The sequence below is a fragment of the Paraflavitalea sp. genome (assembly GCF_059502485.1).
In genome coordinates this window covers 684,221-700,217 of record NZ_JCACET010000011.1, presented here as the reverse complement: position 1 = coordinate 700,217, position 15,997 = coordinate 684,221, and the positions used below count along the sequence as shown (strand labels likewise).

Sequence of the window (15,997 nt, the reverse complement as noted above, 5' to 3'; positions counted from 1 at the left end):
GGGCGTTGTTTTTTATGCTCGCTGCCTTTTACCCTATCTTCCGCGCCGTATTGATCACATTTACCCCTTCAAACTTCGCAGTAGAAGAGCCATGCGATACAGCACTCGATTGCGAAGGCTGACCCTTACCATCATTGAACGTACCGAACAAACGGAAATCATTCTTGTCGGCAATATCAGTCATGCTATTCCAGAACTCCTGCGTATTCGATTGATAAGCCACATCATTCAGCATACCAACGATCTGGCCATCCTTGATCTCATAAAACAGCTGACCGCCAAACTGGAAGTTGTAACGCTGCTGATCGATAGAGTAGGAGCCACGGCCCAGGATATAAATACCCTTCTTCACACCCTTGATCATATCAGCCACACTGCGTGTTTGCGCATTGGGCATCAACGATACATTGGGCATACGCTGAAACTGAATGCTGTCCCAGCTATCGGCATAGCAACAACCCTGTGAGGCAGGCAATCCAAGGATATGCGCCTGATCGCGGATAGTTTGATAATTCACAAGGATACCATCTTTAATGATCTCCCATTCACCACACTTCACGCCCTCATCATCATAACCAACAGCACCCAAAGAACCGGGTATGAGCTTGTCGGCATGAATATTCACGAGCTTGCTGCCATAGTTGAATTTCTTCGTCTTCCACTTGTCCAGCGTCAGGAAGCTGGTGCCGGCGTAGTTGGCTTCGTAACCAAGCACGCGGTCAAGCTCCGTAGGGTGACCGGTAGATTCATGAATGGTGAGACCCAGGTGCGTGGGATCTAATATTAGATCATACTTGCCGGGTTCTACACTCTTCGCAGTGATCTTTTCTGCTACCTGGCGGGTAGCAGCCTGCACATCCTCCAGCATATCATAGCGACCCTTGTACAATGTAGTAGGGCCACCGGTTAATTTATGCTCAGGTAAAGCGTACATGTATTCATAGCCCATGCCCATAGGAGAGCTTAAAGCATCACGCGTCTGGAATTTGCCCGTTGCTTTATCTGTCTTGGTAACAGTGAAGGTGGGCCAGATGCGATGAATATCCTGATCGATGTAAGAACCATCAGAGCTGGCGAAATACTTCTGCTCATTCACCATGAACAGTGCCGCATTGATGAAATTGGCGCCACCCTTTAGTGCCGCATCATTCACGCTCAGCAACAGATCAACCTTCTCTTTAACAGGGATTTCAAAAGCATTCTTCTCGATCGGTGTTTTCCAGCTTACCTCTCCATAACCCTTTTGAGGCGCCAGTTGTACTGGTTCAGTGAGCAGCTTGGCATTGCCCTTGGCAATAGCCACAGCAAGCGCAGCCGTTTTAGCAATGCTGTCATTATCCATTTTTTCAGAAGCAGCAAAGCCCCAGCTGCCATTAGCGATCACGCGGATACCAATACCATACGATTCAGTATTAGCCACATTCTGCACGCGGTTGTCGCGCGTCACTACCGACTGGTTGAGATAACGCCCGATACGAACATCCGTATACGTAGCACCCTTGCTCCGTGCAGCCTGCAGCGCCACATCGGCCATCCGCTTTTTGGCTGCAGCATCGGCACGTATCACCAGCGCTTCCGCTTCAGAAATGGTTCTGCCAATAGCAGGCATGCCTTGCAACAGTGCACCTGCCGCGCCCATACCTGCCAGGCCGATAAAGTTTCTTCTTTTCATTAGTAGTTTTTAATCGGAAGATTAATAGTCAGCAAAAGAGGTGACACCTTTCGCTTTCGTGGCGAAAGAAGGTATCACCTCTATGCTTTATTAAATAGCGTCAGACAAAGAAGTAAAGGTAAAGTCCCTGATCTTCATTGGAGGCAAAATAGAAGAACCACTGCGAACAGGTTTGCCCAGCTCTTCCACGTTGTTCAACATGATGATCGGGCTCTCATTGAAGCGGAAGTTCTTTACAGGGAACTTGATCTGGCCATTCTCGATATAATAAGTTCCGTCACGCGTGAGGCCGGTTTGCACCAGCGTTTGCTGATCCACCATACGGATATACCAGAAACGTGTAACGAGGATACCCTTTTCTGTATTCTTGATGAGGTCTTCCAGCGAAGCAGTACCGCCACCCATGATCATACCACCACCGCCAAAGCGACCACCACCGGGGCCAGACAATGGTTGAATACCCTTCTTCTGCGCCCAATAACGGCTGCAGGCAAGGTTCTTCACCACACCATTTTCTACCCAGGAAGTCTTCTCAACAGGCATGCCATCACCACTCCAGGTAGAGCCTGGTAAGTCAGGGTTCATCGGATCACTCCAGATATTTACCTTCTCATCGAAGAGGCGTTCACCGAGACGTGTACCGCCACCTTTCTTACTCATGAAGCTACGGCCTTCATCAGCAGTACGCTGCTCGAAACCACGGATAATGCCACCCAACATATCACTGGCAGCCAGTGGCTCCAGGATCACGGTGTAACGGCCTGGCTCGATGGCTTTCGCACCGGCAGAAGTAACCGCCTTGTTGGCAGCGATCTTCGTGAGCGCCAGCGTATCCAGTTTGCTTACATCATTATAGCTATGATCGATATAGCCGGAACCGGTTCCTTCCTGGTTACGAACAGTGATAGAGAAAGAAACATCAGTACTCTTATTATAAGCAAACAAACCTTTAGAGTTCATCATAGCGCGGAAGCCGGCACTGTTTTGCAGGAAGCCTGCAGATTCCAGTTTGGCATCCTTCGCCACCTTCAGGCTCTTCGCCACCATTTCAGCCCGCGTATCAGGCGTCATAGCAGCAGTAGTGTTATTGAACCCGATAGATTCCTTAAAAGTAGCAGGGCCGAGCAGCGGCATGTACTCCGGATTTTCAGGTGCCAGGCGGGCCAGCTCTTCAGCACGGCGAACCACCTTTTCCAGTGATGCATCATCAAACTCATTGATGGTGGCATTACCGGTCCTTTTACCAAAAGAAGAACTAACACCAAGGCTCAGGTTGCTTACTTCGCCGGCAGTAGAAACGGCGTTCCGTGCAGTACGGATATTGCCACTTTGAGAACCGCCGAGGTTAACTTCAGTTTCATCGGCTTTAGCAAAACTCAACACCTTCTTGAGGATCGTTTGAGCTTCGTCTTTACTTAAAATTGCCATAATAGATTTATTATGCTTTTGAAAGAATTTAAATTTAGTTGTCAGGTTGAGCTTGTCGAAACCTTTTACCCGATCTTCCGGGCGGTATTGATCACATTCACGCCATTGAACCTGGCAGTAGAGCTGCCATGCGATACGGCGCTGCTCTGTGAAGGCTGACCCTTACCATCGTTGAAAGAACCACCAAGACGGTAATCACTTTCATCACAAATGGCCGAACAGGAATTCCAGAACTCCTGCGTGTTGGATTGGTAAGCCACATCATTGAGCATACCAACAATCTGACCATTCTTGATCTCGTAAAAAGTCTGACCACCAAACTGGAAGTTGTAACGCTGCTGATCGATAGAGTAGGAGCCATCACCAATGATGTAAATACCCTTCTCTACATTCTTGATCATATCCTCTACACTCAGCTTTTGCTTGCCGGGACGCAGTGATACGTTTGGCATACGTTGGAACTGGATATCATCCCAGCCCTGCGAGTAGCAGCAACCCTGAGATTCCTTCAGGCCAATGATATGCGCCTGATCACGGATAGCCTGATAGTTCACCAGCACACCATCCTTAATAAGTTCCCACTCTTTACACTTCACACCCTCGTCATCCCAACCCACAGCGCCAAGAGAACCCTTCTGCATTTTATCGGCTACGATGTTCACGAGTTTGCTACCGAAGTTAAACTTCTTCGATTGCCATTTGTCCAGCGTCAGGAAGCTGGTGCCGGCATAGTTCGCTTCGTAACCGAGCACGCGGTCAAGTTCAGTGGGGTGACCAACAGACTCGTGGATGGTGAGCCACAGGTGAGAAGGATCGAGCACCACATCATATTTGCCGGGCTCTACAGATTTTGCTTTCAGTTTATCATCAACATCCTTGGTAGCATTCTTCACATCCTCCAGCATATCATAACGGTCTTTATAACGCGTTACGATGCCGGACAATTTATCTTGCGGACGCGCTTGCATATATTCATAACCCATGCCCATCGGAGCACTGAAAGAATTACGCTGCATGAATTTACCCGCCGTGCGGTCTATCTTGGTAACGTTGAAGTTGGGGTAAATGCGGTGAATATCCTGGTCGATATAAGAACCATCAGTAGAAGCAAAGAATTTTTGTTCATTTACGGCAGAGATCATCGCAGTAACGAAGCTGGCGCCACCGGTGATAGCAATATCATTCACCTGCAGCAGCAGATCAACCTTGTCCTTAATAGGCACTTCAAAAGCGTTGATCTCGATAGGCGCCTTCCAGCTCACAACACCAAATCCCTTTTGAGGGGCCAGCTGAACCGGTTCACCCTGGAGTTTGGCATTAGCCTTCGCTACAGCTACAGCCTGCTCGGCACATTTAGCAATAGCATCTTTGGAAACAGTGTGCGTGGCGGCAAAACCCCAGGCGCCGTTAACGAGCACCCGGATACCTACACCAAAGTTTTCGGTGTTGGCTACACCCTGAACACGTTTGTCGCGCGTAGCTACAAACTGGCGCAGGTAACGGCCAATACGTACGTCGGCATAAGTGGCTCCTTTGGATTTGGCAGCATTCAAAGCCACGTCCGACAACTCTTTATTGGCGGCTGCGTCCATACCCTGCAGTGCTTCTGCCGGGTCGATCTCCCGCCCGAAAGCAGGAAGCTTGGGAAGCATGAGCGAGCCAAGGCTCATCCCCGTGTAGTAGATAAAATCTTTACGTTTCAAAGTAGATTCCTCCGCAGTTTTAATTGGTTACAAAAAAGGGATATTATTTAAACAGATCTATCCAAACTTACAGTCAGGCCGCTCAAAGCGGCCAGACCAAGTAGTGCGTCGCTCTGCAAGACTGAGCCTGTCGAAGCAAACGCCGCTCTGCGAGGTTTGCAGCCTCGCAGCCCTATTCCGTGGCTTCCAGCCACATCGCCTCTCAACTCAAGGGGCTTGACTCCTGACTCTGAACTCCCAACTCTCAACTCTGCACTCTCTTCCCCTCAAACCACAAATAACTACAACAAGATAAGAAAACCACAAAGAAAATGACCGGTGGTAATTCTTTTGTTGTCTGTCCGCCTGCCAGTTCTTTAGACGCCCCTCCGCCACCGGAAACTGCGGCATACCGCGTATTGGCCATGATGCGGTCGGTAGCCCGCACAGAAGCCCAGTCACCCTGCTCATAAATATACAGCCGGAGACTGTCCTGTCCTTGAGTTACAGCCTGCCAGCCATGTTGTACGGGCCACCAGGCGCCTGTCCAGGTATGTGGCTGCCAGGCATGCTGCGCTACCGGCACCTGGCCGTCGGGCGTTTCCAGCACCGGTAAACGGCTGGTGACAGTTGTTTCCAGCGTCAGCTCAACCGGACTGCCCACGGAGGGGAAAGCAGTCACCTGTTGCCACCGGGTTTCTTGCGGCGCCCGGCGGGCAGCCTTGTTCAGTAGCAGCGACCAGAACTGGGCATAATCCTGTTGGTTGCCGCTCAGTATCCAGCTATAAGTATTATTGACGGTATTCAACACGAGTTTGCCGGCGCCGGCCAGTGCCGATGACACCACAACAGTCCCCTTGTCGTCCATGACCAGAGGCTGTGCCCGGCGGTTGTTTTCAATCGACAGCCATTGCGTGGGTAACAGCGGAGAGGTGGTGGTAAAAACGGCAGGCATAGCAAGCGGGCGTGCGCTGGTCACAGCACCGGGCTGCTTCCTGATCTGCCACCCGGCAGCAAAGCTGTTGACAGAAACAGTACTGTCAGTTTGCAGGATCAGCCCCAATCCCTTTTGCACCTGTGTGATGAGCGCCGTTCTTTCAGTGCCATTCAATTCCACGAGGGCTGCGTCATCCGCAATCACGACATCGAACTTTTCCAGCAGGGAAGTAGATATGTTTTGTAAGGACGTCGCCTCCCTGTTCAGGAACTGCTGACCATATTTATTTTTACTGATGGTATTGCGCGCAGCAACCCTATACTGATTTTCATACAGCCAGGTAATCAGGAACTTATTGTCAAAATCAGGCGAAGAAGACAACAACAATACTTGTAGGGGACTGGCAGGCAATACCTGTACAGCCAGCTTTTCTGTAACGATTGATTTGCCTGCTTGCGATGCTTCCATCTCATACACGGTGCTGCCAAGGTGAGCAGGTTTGCACCGCAACCTGAACGTTTGCGCAGCATCCCCATCGATGGACACAGAATCGAACCGGGAGCCTAAGCCGGTCAGCACGACCTTTGTCTTCTCTTTTCCGCTATTATAAAAACTCCCTTGCACTTCCAGCCAGTCACCCTGGTGCAATTGCCGTGGCCAGCCGGCAGCTGTAAAACCTGTCGGAGGTGCAGGCACATGATATTGCACCTTGATACCCCACTGTTGTACAATGGCGAGCTCTTCATCCCTTAATCCATAACCAAATACATGCAGTTCATTGAGGGAGGAATGTTCAGATAAGAACCACGATAATTCAGGAATAAATGCATTGCCACCAGTTGCCAATTGCGTATACGTAGTATAGCGTTGCAATTCATTATAAGCATTCAGGCTATCCTTATCATAACCCGGCGTCAGTACAATAGCTGCATCGGTTTGCCGGGCCGATTGCTTGGTTGTATACCTAATAGGTAATACGATGCAAGCCAGCGCCGCCACCGCCAGTATACTGGCCGCTAAGCGCAGGAACAGGTTGGCCTTTGCCGGTCTCTTTATTTCCTTCCACACAAGAAAAAAGACCAGCAGCAGCGAAGCGATGATAATACCTGTTTCTGCTTTCATCAATTACTTTATCATATTTAGTTGGTTTTCTCATCAGTCGCCAGCCTCTGGCTGGTGACGCCTATTCCCTCGCCTCTGGCGAGCTTCGAAAACCTGACTTATTTATTCAAATTCTTAAAATAATAATCCGCCAATTGATCCTCTTTTGAACTACTGCCTTTCTGCGGCAACAATGATCCCGCGCGAATGATCTTTTGCAAAGCCGCCTGCACCTTTGCAATAGCTGCTCTGTCCGTTTTGCCCGGCTCCTGTGTGATCTTGCGGATCGCATTCAGCGCAGGCAAATAATCTGCTGGCGCTTTTACCGCCTTCTCACTGATCACACGTTGCGCTGTAAGCAATACAGTTGCTTTCTCCGGCGCCAGTGTAGATGACGTTTTCAACTCCTCCAGCAATGCCATAGCCTGCTGCAAAGCCTTCTCCTCATCATTGCCGGAAGTCGTATTCTTATTACTCTGCGGCGCACCAATTTTATCGAGCTCACCACTGAGCCTTTTGTCAGGTCGCAGCGGTGGCATTTTGATTGACGTTTTACTGACATAAGCCCGCGACTTCTGTTGCATGTCCTTTAACAGGCGTAACGCTTTATATGCATACGGCAATGCCTCGCGTGGTGTGTACATCCGCAGCTTCAATTCACTGCTCCACATTTCGGTCAATATAGCTTTGAGCTGTGCCTTTTGAGCCGGCTCGAGGTAAGAAGCATCCTCGGCATTATCATGCTTGTGTGCATATTGATCTTCAATAGCCTTCGCATCGCCAAAGGCGATCTCTTTCTCTTCACCATGTTCCTCGCCACCATGCTCATGACCATCGCCGGGATGGTGACCGCCACTTTCCCATTCCTCACCAATGAATTTTCCGTAACGCAGGCGCAGCAACTTCTGGTCATCACCCAGCACATTACTATGAAGATTGAAAGAGTCTTTAGGAATAGAAGCCTGCTGTTGCAACAACTTCTCGATATCGATAATGATCTGCCGCTGACTCCTGAAATATTCAGGCACCTGGTTCACGCCTGATTCCATACCTGATAAGCTCATCAGTTCGGCCGTATCAGGCAGTGAAATAAAATACATATCCGAACGGCTTTCCTGTCCACGGTTATCAGTCGCCTTCACATAGAAGTAAAGCTCATCACCGGCATGCAAACCCAGCGCGTGCAGATCGAGCACCTTGCGCACATTCATTTGAGCACGGCCATCGAAGCTGGCAGAAAAAGACAACTGCTGCTCTTTGAAACTTACACTTTCCCCTTTACCACTGGCATTGGTAGCAACAATGCCTGCTGTCTTAATACCGTAATCATCCTGCAACTCCACAGACAGCGTAACGAGTGGCGCAGCGCCGGGCTCAACCGTCGTGTATTGTTGCGGTGTAATGATATGAACATTGACGGGTAGGTCAGGTATTACCTCCAGCGTGTACAACTGCGAAGCATGCCCGGCCAGACTCACCTGGTAAAAACCGGATTCACGAACATCCCTTTGCAGCGTCCAAGTGGTGCTGTCTGGTGAAGTAGGTGTAAAGTGCAGTGTATCGCGTGTATTGAATACGAGTTGTAGTTGCGGCACCTTTTGGTTGGTATGGATCTCCCATTGCACCTTGCTGCCTTCTTCCACCTTCAGTGTAAACTGTTGTTGCTGCCTGCTTTTATTGCGCGTGTAAGCAGGGGGAGTGATCTGTACCTTGAAAGACGCGATGCCGGGCAGTACAGTTTCCGGGTGAGTGGTCGTTGCAGCGGCAACAGTATCATCTTTCCGTTGCTCATTGGGAGAAAGAAAACGGGAACCGATATAAACCAATATGCCGGCAAGTACAGCGCCGGTTAACAGTAGCCATGCTTTCTTTAGCGATTGCCACATCTCAGGCGGTGGTGGCACATCATTCAGCGAAGGAGCTATCTTTTCAACCTGCATCCTTTGCAAAAGCGTCAGCGATTGCTCGGGCAGCAGTAATAATTGAGTACTTTCTTCTAATTCGGGGTGCGTACGATTTAAGTAACTGGAAATATCTGAAGGCGTGAGCGTGCGGGATGGTTGAAGCCACCAGCTCAAACCCGCGATGACAATAAAGAGAATAATGACTCCCCACACAGGCAACTGGAAGATATAAAGAGCGATCATTGCCAGCAACCAGGCAGGAGCCAAAGCCTTCAATAGTGAAGCATACAGGTTGTTTCTGCTCCACTTGTCTGCAAGCGCATGAATGATATGTACATGATGCTGATCAGCCATGCTCCACACGTTGTTGTTGACGATAAACTAATATGCGCTCTGCTGCAAATACTATAAAAACTACAATCCACAACCATTTAGATAATGATGTAGCATTGTGCTTTATTCCCCCTTCTAAATGTTGATTCTTTATTGCCGATTGCCGACTGCCGATTGCCGGTATCACTTGCTTATCATCCACGCGCCTCCTGTCCAGTGCAACATCTGCCTTCAACGCCGGCGCCACCAGCGGCAACATCGCTTTCACAAAACCATCTTCCCATACGAGGTCGCCCCAGGCGGGATTGAAACGACCTTTATAACGATACACGGACTTCCCATCTTCCTCAGTAACTGTCAATAGGGGCCTGCCATCAGCCAATGTCCATACAGGAGTACCCGTCGTATTGCCAGAAATGTATTGGTATACTTTATGCAGCCCGGCTGCAGCTGTTATGGCACGTCCTTCCTGCATCCAGGAAGATACCGGAGTCACACGGCCAGTATCGTAACCAAACAATATTCCTTTCGGAGCGAGGTATGATAAAAGAGTAGAAGAAGGCTTCGATGTACCTGACTTGCCATCGGCTGATTCATCCAGCCAGAAGATAAGCTGTTGCGGCGTGGCTGGTAGCTGATCACCTGCCAGCGAAGACACTTGAATACGCGTGCCTGTAAATTGAGCAATAGCCTGCATGGCAGCTTTCACATATTGCGCATCAGATATATGCTGACCAGTATAAATAGCCACGCGAATAACAGAAGTGTCAGGAGCTGCAGTAAAAGTTGCACTTACATTGTCCTCGCTAAACCAATTCCCCTGCGGAGAAGTGACCCATTCAATATTCTTTATTTTGCCTTCAGCGGTAACATAAGATAGGGCAGGAGATTGCGTAAGCGTATCGCCAGTTGTAAAACTATGCCACTGAATAGCGAGATTTGTAACCGGTCGCTCGCCCCGGTAAGATGACAAGCGATCATTAACAAACACATGCAGCGGAAACCCTTTGGGCAGGCTGGCATCCAATACTTTCAACAATGGCCAGGGGCGTGCTGCAGTAATGGTGGAAGTATCTTTTAATAAAGCTGTATCCTGTAACTGTATTCTTTCAAAGCCTGCCGACAGGTTATGCAATTCCAGCCCGGCAGCCAGCAATGAATCGATTTGCGGTTTGTAATGCGCATACGCTGCCGGCAACTCCTGACCTGAGATGAGTATCCAGCCCCGCTGTTTAGTAGTATCCTGTGTAGCATTCCATACAGGCTTTGCCAATAAAAGCGCCAGCAATACCAGTAACAAGCAACGAAGTAAGAACAAAGGCCAGTTGTTGATGCGTAGCCTGTTGGAGCGTTGACGCGAACTGACGGTCAGTAAAGCAATGCTACCCACGCGCAACGTTTTACCTTTGCGCACATTCCATAGGTGTACCAGCACCGGTATAATTACCGCCGCAATGGCCAACAACGATATGGGATTCAACAACTGTAGCAATTACTTTCTGTTTTATGCTGTCTCCTGTATTCTTACCTAATACATCTTACCTCTTACTTCCTACTCCTCAAAAAGTCTCTCAATGCCTGATCCACCGGTTCATCCGTCATCATCAACCGGTAATAAATATTGCGGCCCAGCAATTCCTTTTTAATACTATCAAGGTGTGCTTTGAGCCGCTCGGTATAAGCTTGTTTTATTTCACCAGGATTGATCTGGATAGAAGCACCCGTTTCCAGGTCTTCGAGCGTAGTATAACCGGCATAATCCAGTTCCATTTCATTACGCCCCATCAAATGCAGCACAATGATCTCATGGCGCAGCGCTCCCAGCAGGTCGAGCAGCTTGTACATTTCATCCTGCTGCTGATAGAAATCAGTAATGAAAATGAGCAACTCCCTTTTCTGGCCACCCGCATAAATGTCTTTGTAATAAATAGGCTCCGTAAAAGTTCCTTTGGGACCTGCCTGTTCAAGCTGGTAAAATATGCGATTAAGATTCTGGAAGCCTTGTCGCGCAGCCAGCGAGAAAATACTTTGCTCACGCAACACATATAAACCTACGGCATCACCCTGCATATTGGCGAGGTAGGCCAGGCTGGCAGCGAGGTAGCGGGCATATTCCATTTTAGTAAACTGCCCGTCGCGGTGATCCATCGAGGCGCTGGCATCTACCAGCAGACGAACACTGATGCTGGTCTCCGATTCCGATTCACGGATATAATAGCGGTCACTGCGTGCATACATCTTCCAGTCCATCCAGCGCAGGTCATCGCCCGGCATGTAACTGCGGTACTGGCTAAACTCCATACCACTGCCTTTGATAGTGCTTTTGTTGGCGCCCGTCATAAAACCATCGATGGTGGTCTTCGCCGCCAACGATAGATTTCTCAGTGACAATAATATCTTAGGATCTAATAACACGAATTATAATGCTCTCGGTCTTTCAATCACTTTCAACAAGTTGGCCGTAACCATATCCGGCGTCACGCGCTCTGCATCCGCTTTGAAATTCATCAGGATGCGGTGACGCAAAACAGGGTAGGCCATGGCCTGAATATCGCCTTCCGTCACAGCATAGCGGCCATGCAACAAAGCCCTTGCTTTGGCGGTAAGGATCAGTGCCTGTCCTGCACGCGGGCCTGCGCCCCAGCGCACCCACTCCTTTACATAATCGGCGGTAGTAGTGTCCGGACGGGTAGCACGGACTATCTTACCAGCCCAGCCAACGAGGTCGTCGCTGATGGTCACCTCCCGTACAAGTCCTTGCAATTGGATGATCTCCTCACCACTCACGATGGCGGCAACTTTGTGTTGGCGGCTGCCGGTGGTATTACTTAATATTTGTAGCTCTTCCTGTTCTGAGGGATAGCCGATCTTTACATACAATAAGAACCGGTCCAGTTGAGCTTCGGGCAGGGGATAGGTACCTGCCTGTTCTATGGGGTTTTGAGTAGCTAATATGAAGAATGGGCGATCCAGGTGATAAGTTTTGCCTGCATACGTCACTTCGAATTCCTGCATGGCTTCCAATAGGGCCGACTGCGTCTTTGGCGGCGTACGGTTGATCTCATCGGCGAGCAGGATGTTGGCAAACAACGGCCCCTTGGTAAAAATGAAACTCCGCTTGCCGGTCATCAGGTCCTCTTCCAGGATCTCCGTACCAATAATATCAGAAGGCATCAGGTCGGGCGTAAACTGGATACGGCGGAAGCTAAGGTGTACAGCCTGCGACAGCGTTCGCACCATCAGCGTTTTGGCGAGTCCCGGCACACCCTCCAGCAGGCAGTGGCCACCGGCCAGTAGCGCTACCAGTATTTCTTCCAGCACTTCGTCCTGTCCAACAATAACCTTTTGGATCTCTTTTTTGAGTAGGGATACTTTTTGCAGCAGATCGCTGACATTTGTTGCTGTTAATACCAAGGTCAAATAGTAGTTTTGGTTAAAATAGATTTCTCAATGGAAAGCAATAATGGCTATAGCAGATTGATGATCAGGAACTAAATTCCAGTCGTAGCGACGGAAGTTCGGACTTTTTGACGTCATAACCTTTCATTTTCTTTTGCCTGCTATGAAAAAATAAGAATTTTAATATACTTTAATACATTATCCGGTACCAAATACCCAGGCATCAATCAGCTACTATGTATCGAGGCAACAAGTTTACCTTCTCCCGACTAAAATACCGTTCCGGCGACTGGGACACAGACCAGCGTATGCCTGTAAATTTATTGAACTCACTGGTCGAGTATACTACCATTCCTGTAAATCCGCAGGAGCGGATCGTAGAACTGGGGAGCGACGACATTTTCTCCGCACCCTTCTGTTACCTCAGCGGCCACAAGCTGGTACAGTTCGATGCCCGGGAGCAGGCCAACTTCAAAAAATACGTGCAGAATGGAGGGTTTGTATTTGTAGACGATTGCAACCACGATATAGACGGCCTGTTCGCCAAATCCTTCGAAACGCAGATGAGCACCACTTTTGGTCCGCAGGCACTTAAAAAAATACCCAACAATCACGAGCTCTACCGGTCATTCTTCACCTTCGAAAAAGGGCCGCCGCCCACTTCCTTCGAACTGAACGGCTGGGGCGACGACCTGGTGCACGATTACCTGAAAGCAGTCGAGATCAACGGCCGCATTGCAGTACTGTACAGCAACAAAGATTATGGCTGCGAATGGGATTACGATTTCCGCAACAAGCGATTTATGGCCGAGGACAATACCAAGTTCGGCCTCAATATTATACTATACGCCATGCAGGCGTAATAATTCCGGGTTTAGAATTTCGGGTTCCGGATTCTTTAGATACAGCTTCGTGATGAGTTGCTGATTACCTCTATTGTGGGATGGTCTCTACTAATACTTCGACTCCGGCTTTGTCATAATAAGTACAGGTCATTGCCTGCAGACTCACTGCCCATTTCTCTATGCCATTATCCGCACATTGTTTGCAAAACTGTAAGTAATCCGATCCGCCTTGCTGGTGATGAAACAGGTCTTTTTTAAACTGCTCCGCGTTGATATTGTCTGAAATGATAAGCGTATCATATTTAGCGGGAGAGGTCAGCCTGGAATCATTGTTCCCTTGGTAATCTGTATGTCCGTCCGTCACATAAGTTTCATAATACGTAACTCCCAATCCCTTTAGCTCCCGGATGTAGGCAGGAAAGTCGGCACCTGATTTTACTTTTACATGCGCTGTCCTGATTTGCTCTAATGTAAACATGGTATTTGATTTTGTGGATACAAAGATCAAAACGCAGCAGTGCCGGGAATTGTAAAAAGTCGTTTAATTCCCAACCGGTACCCGACTCCTTCTATAGCCATCGCTTGAAGTTCTCCGGAGTGTCACCGGTAAATTGTTTGAAGTCTTTTATAAAGTGAGCTTGATCAAAGAAGTTATTGTCGTAGCAAAGTTCCGTGAGCGATTTAGCCTTCCCAAGGTTGTCAAGCACTGTATTGAAGCGCACTATAGAAGCAAACTTCTTGGGCGTAGTGCCTACTAACTTTCGGAACCGTTTTTCAAAAGGGCTCTGACTGATGAATAGCTTTTCATTAAGCTCCTTAATGCGGATAGTTCCCTTCGAATCATAGATCATCTTAACCGCTTCAATGATGAGCTTGTCCGATTGAATGTCCTTTAACTGCGACAATAAAAACCGCTCAACTACCTGGATACGCTGCCGGTCTGTTTTCAACAGCGATAATTTTTCTTCTGTTTCCCGCAGCTTGCTGTTGTCGAAAATTGAATCCAAAGAAACACTTTGGTTAAACAGTTCATGAACAGGTAGAGAAGCGAAGTGGGCGAATCCTGTCTCTGTAAAATAAACAAGTATAGAACCGATGCCGGAGGTATTACTAAATATCTTGTAGCTGTCAGCGATACCTGTAATGCCTGCCGCTGCCAGATTGTTTACTAACCCATTTTGAATCAGCGACAAGCTACCCCGGTACTGAAACCCAATCACAAGACCGGAGGAAGGGAAGACTTTATAAGTAGACGCCTGTGTATTTTCAGACACCACAAAGTGTTTGACGTAAGGTCTTAATCGTTCTGACGGTATGAACTTTTCAAATTTCACTAATTAAAATTACAATACTTCTCTATAAGGTCAGCGGATGGTTACCTATGTACAAGACAGACGCATGAAAGTGCTGTTGCCGATTCTCCTGTTACGGCTCGCGAATGATCTGGTAATCGCCGGACCGTGGGCCGGGGCGCAGCATCCACCCTGAAGCAACCGTCACCGTCCAGCCTTCCCCACTGATGTTGATGCCTTCAATCCTAAACGGTCCAGGCAGTTGTCGCTTGCCGTCGTCGCTGATCAGTACGCCGTTTGTTGCTTCCAGCGTGCCCCATTCACCCTTGGTGCGGTAGGGCTGCACGAACACGGTGCCGGCGCCAGGAATGGGTGTGGCGCCTACCGCGTTAAAGGTTGCGCCACCGCCTGAGGGAACGAGTAGTACAGGGCCATCGATAAAGCGGTTCCGCAGTTCGAGCATGCGGGCCTTTCGTTGCTTTTCGCGTGCCTGTTCAGCAGAGCGGATTTCCTTGCCTCCGTATCGCTCCGAAGCTGCGGCAGTGTCAGCAGTAGGCTTGATACGGAGAGCAGCCATCAGCATTTGTCCCAGATCAGAGCTGCTGCGCACGCTTCTTCTCCAATTCACGGAAGCGTCATCGAGCAGCACCGCATACGCCGTACCAGTCACATAAGCTTGTTGCAGAAACGTTTCATGTCCTTTAGCGGCGTCCAGATTTTCTATTGTACTGGCGACTGCTTCAGCACGTGAACCGGCTGCGACGACGATGCCGGTGTATTGCGCGAGACCTTCCCGGATCTCTTCGACGCGCTCGTTCTCCGCGGCGTTGGCAAACAGAGAGCGGCGTGCAGACCGGAAGGCAAGTGCATCGCTTATCGCGCGTTTACGGTTCGCTCCAGATTGATCGAGCGCCCGCGCCAGTGCGCGCCACTCGAGTTGCAGCCATATACGTGCCTCGACGGTGTCCAGGTGCGCGTTCTTTCCGATGAGAGGCATCAGCCCAAGGTCTTGTTGAATGCGGTGAAACAGCTCGTGCAACATAAATTCGTGCCTTACACGTGGAGTTGGCAAGGATGTCGTGAAGTCCCACATATAGGTCACCCAACGTTCGCCACCCCACTCAAGCGGTGCATTCGTGTGGCCAAGAACATGAGGCCAATTGTCTGCCGGACGAGGTTGACTGGTTGCAAGCGTTTTGGTCCGTGCGTCTGCGAACACCATCGGTCCACATAAAGAAATACCCCAGAGTCGCCCGCTATCACGTTGACAGATAGCTGTGGCTTCTTTGAAATAAGTTTCAGCACGTTGTTGATCGACCTGCGCTGCTGCGGGATTAAGTAAGCTTAACAATAGGGTTATCAGGCCGAACCACGATGCACAGATGATGATGTTTCTGTTCATAG

Annotated in this window: 12 protein-coding genes; 1 reads left to right on the top strand and 11 read right to left on the bottom strand. The window is 49.3% G+C overall.

Features of this window, described 5'->3' with window-relative positions:
- Window positions 1–28: 28 nt before the first annotated feature.
- From AC5JBY_RS30610 to AC5JBY_RS30575, 8 genes are all read right to left on the bottom strand, one after another.
- The gene (locus AC5JBY_RS30610) at window positions 29–1,672 is read right to left on the bottom strand and encodes a TldD/PmbA family protein (RefSeq protein ID WP_495908507.1); all 1,644 of its coding nucleotides are present in this window, start codon (window positions 1,670–1,672) and stop codon (window positions 29–31) included.
- 90 nt (window positions 1,673–1,762) lie between these two features.
- A complete protein-coding gene (locus tag AC5JBY_RS30605; RefSeq protein WP_495908506.1) occupies window positions 1,763–3,100 on the bottom strand; it encodes a TldD/PmbA family protein in 1,338 nt (445 codons plus the stop codon).
- A 65-nt stretch (window positions 3,101–3,165) separates the two neighbouring features.
- Window positions 3,166–4,803, bottom strand: coding sequence for a TldD/PmbA family protein (locus tag AC5JBY_RS30600; RefSeq protein ID WP_495908505.1), 1,638 nt, complete (start codon window positions 4,801–4,803; stop codon window positions 3,166–3,168).
- Window positions 4,804–5,047: 244 nt separating this feature from the next.
- Window positions 5,048–6,841, bottom strand: a complete 1,794-nt coding sequence (locus tag AC5JBY_RS30595) for a hypothetical protein (RefSeq protein WP_495908504.1) — start codon at window positions 6,839–6,841, stop codon at window positions 5,048–5,050.
- 98 nt (window positions 6,842–6,939) lie between these two features.
- Entirely contained in the window at window positions 6,940–9,078 is a 2,139-nt protein-coding gene (locus tag AC5JBY_RS30590) for a hypothetical protein (protein ID WP_495908503.1), read from the bottom strand.
- The gene (locus AC5JBY_RS30585) at window positions 9,071–10,549 is read right to left on the bottom strand and encodes a BatA domain-containing protein (protein WP_495908502.1); all 1,479 of its coding nucleotides are present in this window, start codon (window positions 10,547–10,549) and stop codon (window positions 9,071–9,073) included. The genes AC5JBY_RS30590 and AC5JBY_RS30585 overlap by 8 nt, the downstream gene beginning before the upstream one ends.
- A 53-nt stretch (window positions 10,550–10,602) precedes the next feature.
- Window positions 10,603–11,472, bottom strand: a complete 870-nt coding sequence (locus tag AC5JBY_RS30580; protein WP_495908501.1) for a DUF58 domain-containing protein — start codon at window positions 11,470–11,472, stop codon at window positions 10,603–10,605.
- 3 nt (window positions 11,473–11,475) lie between these two features.
- A complete protein-coding gene (locus AC5JBY_RS30575) occupies window positions 11,476–12,477 on the bottom strand; it encodes an AAA family ATPase (protein ID WP_495908500.1) in 1,002 nt (333 codons plus the stop codon).
- Between the two features lie 215 nt (window positions 12,478–12,692).
- On the opposite strand from AC5JBY_RS30575, the gene AC5JBY_RS30570 reads away from it, so the two are divergent.
- Window positions 12,693–13,319, top strand: coding sequence for a DUF4159 domain-containing protein (locus AC5JBY_RS30570; RefSeq protein ID WP_495908499.1), 627 nt, complete (start codon window positions 12,693–12,695; stop codon window positions 13,317–13,319).
- A 70-nt stretch (window positions 13,320–13,389) separates the two neighbouring features.
- Here AC5JBY_RS30570 and AC5JBY_RS30565 read toward each other — a convergent pair whose 3' ends face one another.
- The 3 genes from AC5JBY_RS30565 to AC5JBY_RS30555 all read right to left on the bottom strand — a co-directional run bounded on the left by AC5JBY_RS30565 (window position 13,390) and on the right by AC5JBY_RS30555 (window position 15,995).
- Window positions 13,390–13,779, bottom strand: coding sequence for a DUF1398 domain-containing protein (locus AC5JBY_RS30565; RefSeq protein WP_495908498.1), 390 nt, complete (start codon window positions 13,777–13,779; stop codon window positions 13,390–13,392).
- 91 nt (window positions 13,780–13,870) lie between these two features.
- Window positions 13,871–14,635, bottom strand: a complete 765-nt coding sequence (locus AC5JBY_RS30560; RefSeq protein WP_495908497.1) for a helix-turn-helix domain-containing protein — start codon at window positions 14,633–14,635, stop codon at window positions 13,871–13,873.
- 91 nt (window positions 14,636–14,726) lie between these two features.
- A complete protein-coding gene (locus AC5JBY_RS30555) occupies window positions 14,727–15,995 on the bottom strand; it encodes a hypothetical protein (protein WP_495908496.1) in 1,269 nt (422 codons plus the stop codon).
- Window positions 15,996–15,997 lie beyond the last annotated feature (2 nt).

Excerpts from the sequence above, each read along its gene's own strand:
- AC5JBY_RS30565 (WP_495908498.1), bottom strand. The coding sequence starts at position 13,779 with ATGTTTACATTAGAGCAAATCAGGACAGCGCATGTAAAAGTAAAATCA.
- AC5JBY_RS30555 (WP_495908496.1), bottom strand. The coding sequence starts at position 15,995 with ATGAACAGAAACATCATCATCTGTGCATCGTGGTTCGGCCTGATAACC.
- AC5JBY_RS30590 (WP_495908503.1), bottom strand. The coding sequence starts at position 9,078 with ATGGCTGATCAGCATCATGTACATATCATTCATGCGCTTGCAGACAAG.
- AC5JBY_RS30605 (WP_495908506.1), bottom strand. The coding sequence starts at position 3,100 with ATGGCAATTTTAAGTAAAGACGAAGCTCAAACGATCCTCAAGAAGGTG.
- AC5JBY_RS30610 (WP_495908507.1), bottom strand. The coding sequence starts at position 1,672 with ATGAAAAGAAGAAACTTTATCGGCCTGGCAGGTATGGGCGCGGCAGGT.
- AC5JBY_RS30570 (WP_495908499.1), top strand. The coding sequence starts at position 12,693 with ATGTATCGAGGCAACAAGTTTACCTTCTCCCGACTAAAATACCGTTCC.
- AC5JBY_RS30595 (WP_495908504.1), bottom strand. The coding sequence starts at position 6,841 with ATGAAAGCAGAAACAGGTATTATCATCGCTTCGCTGCTGCTGGTCTTT.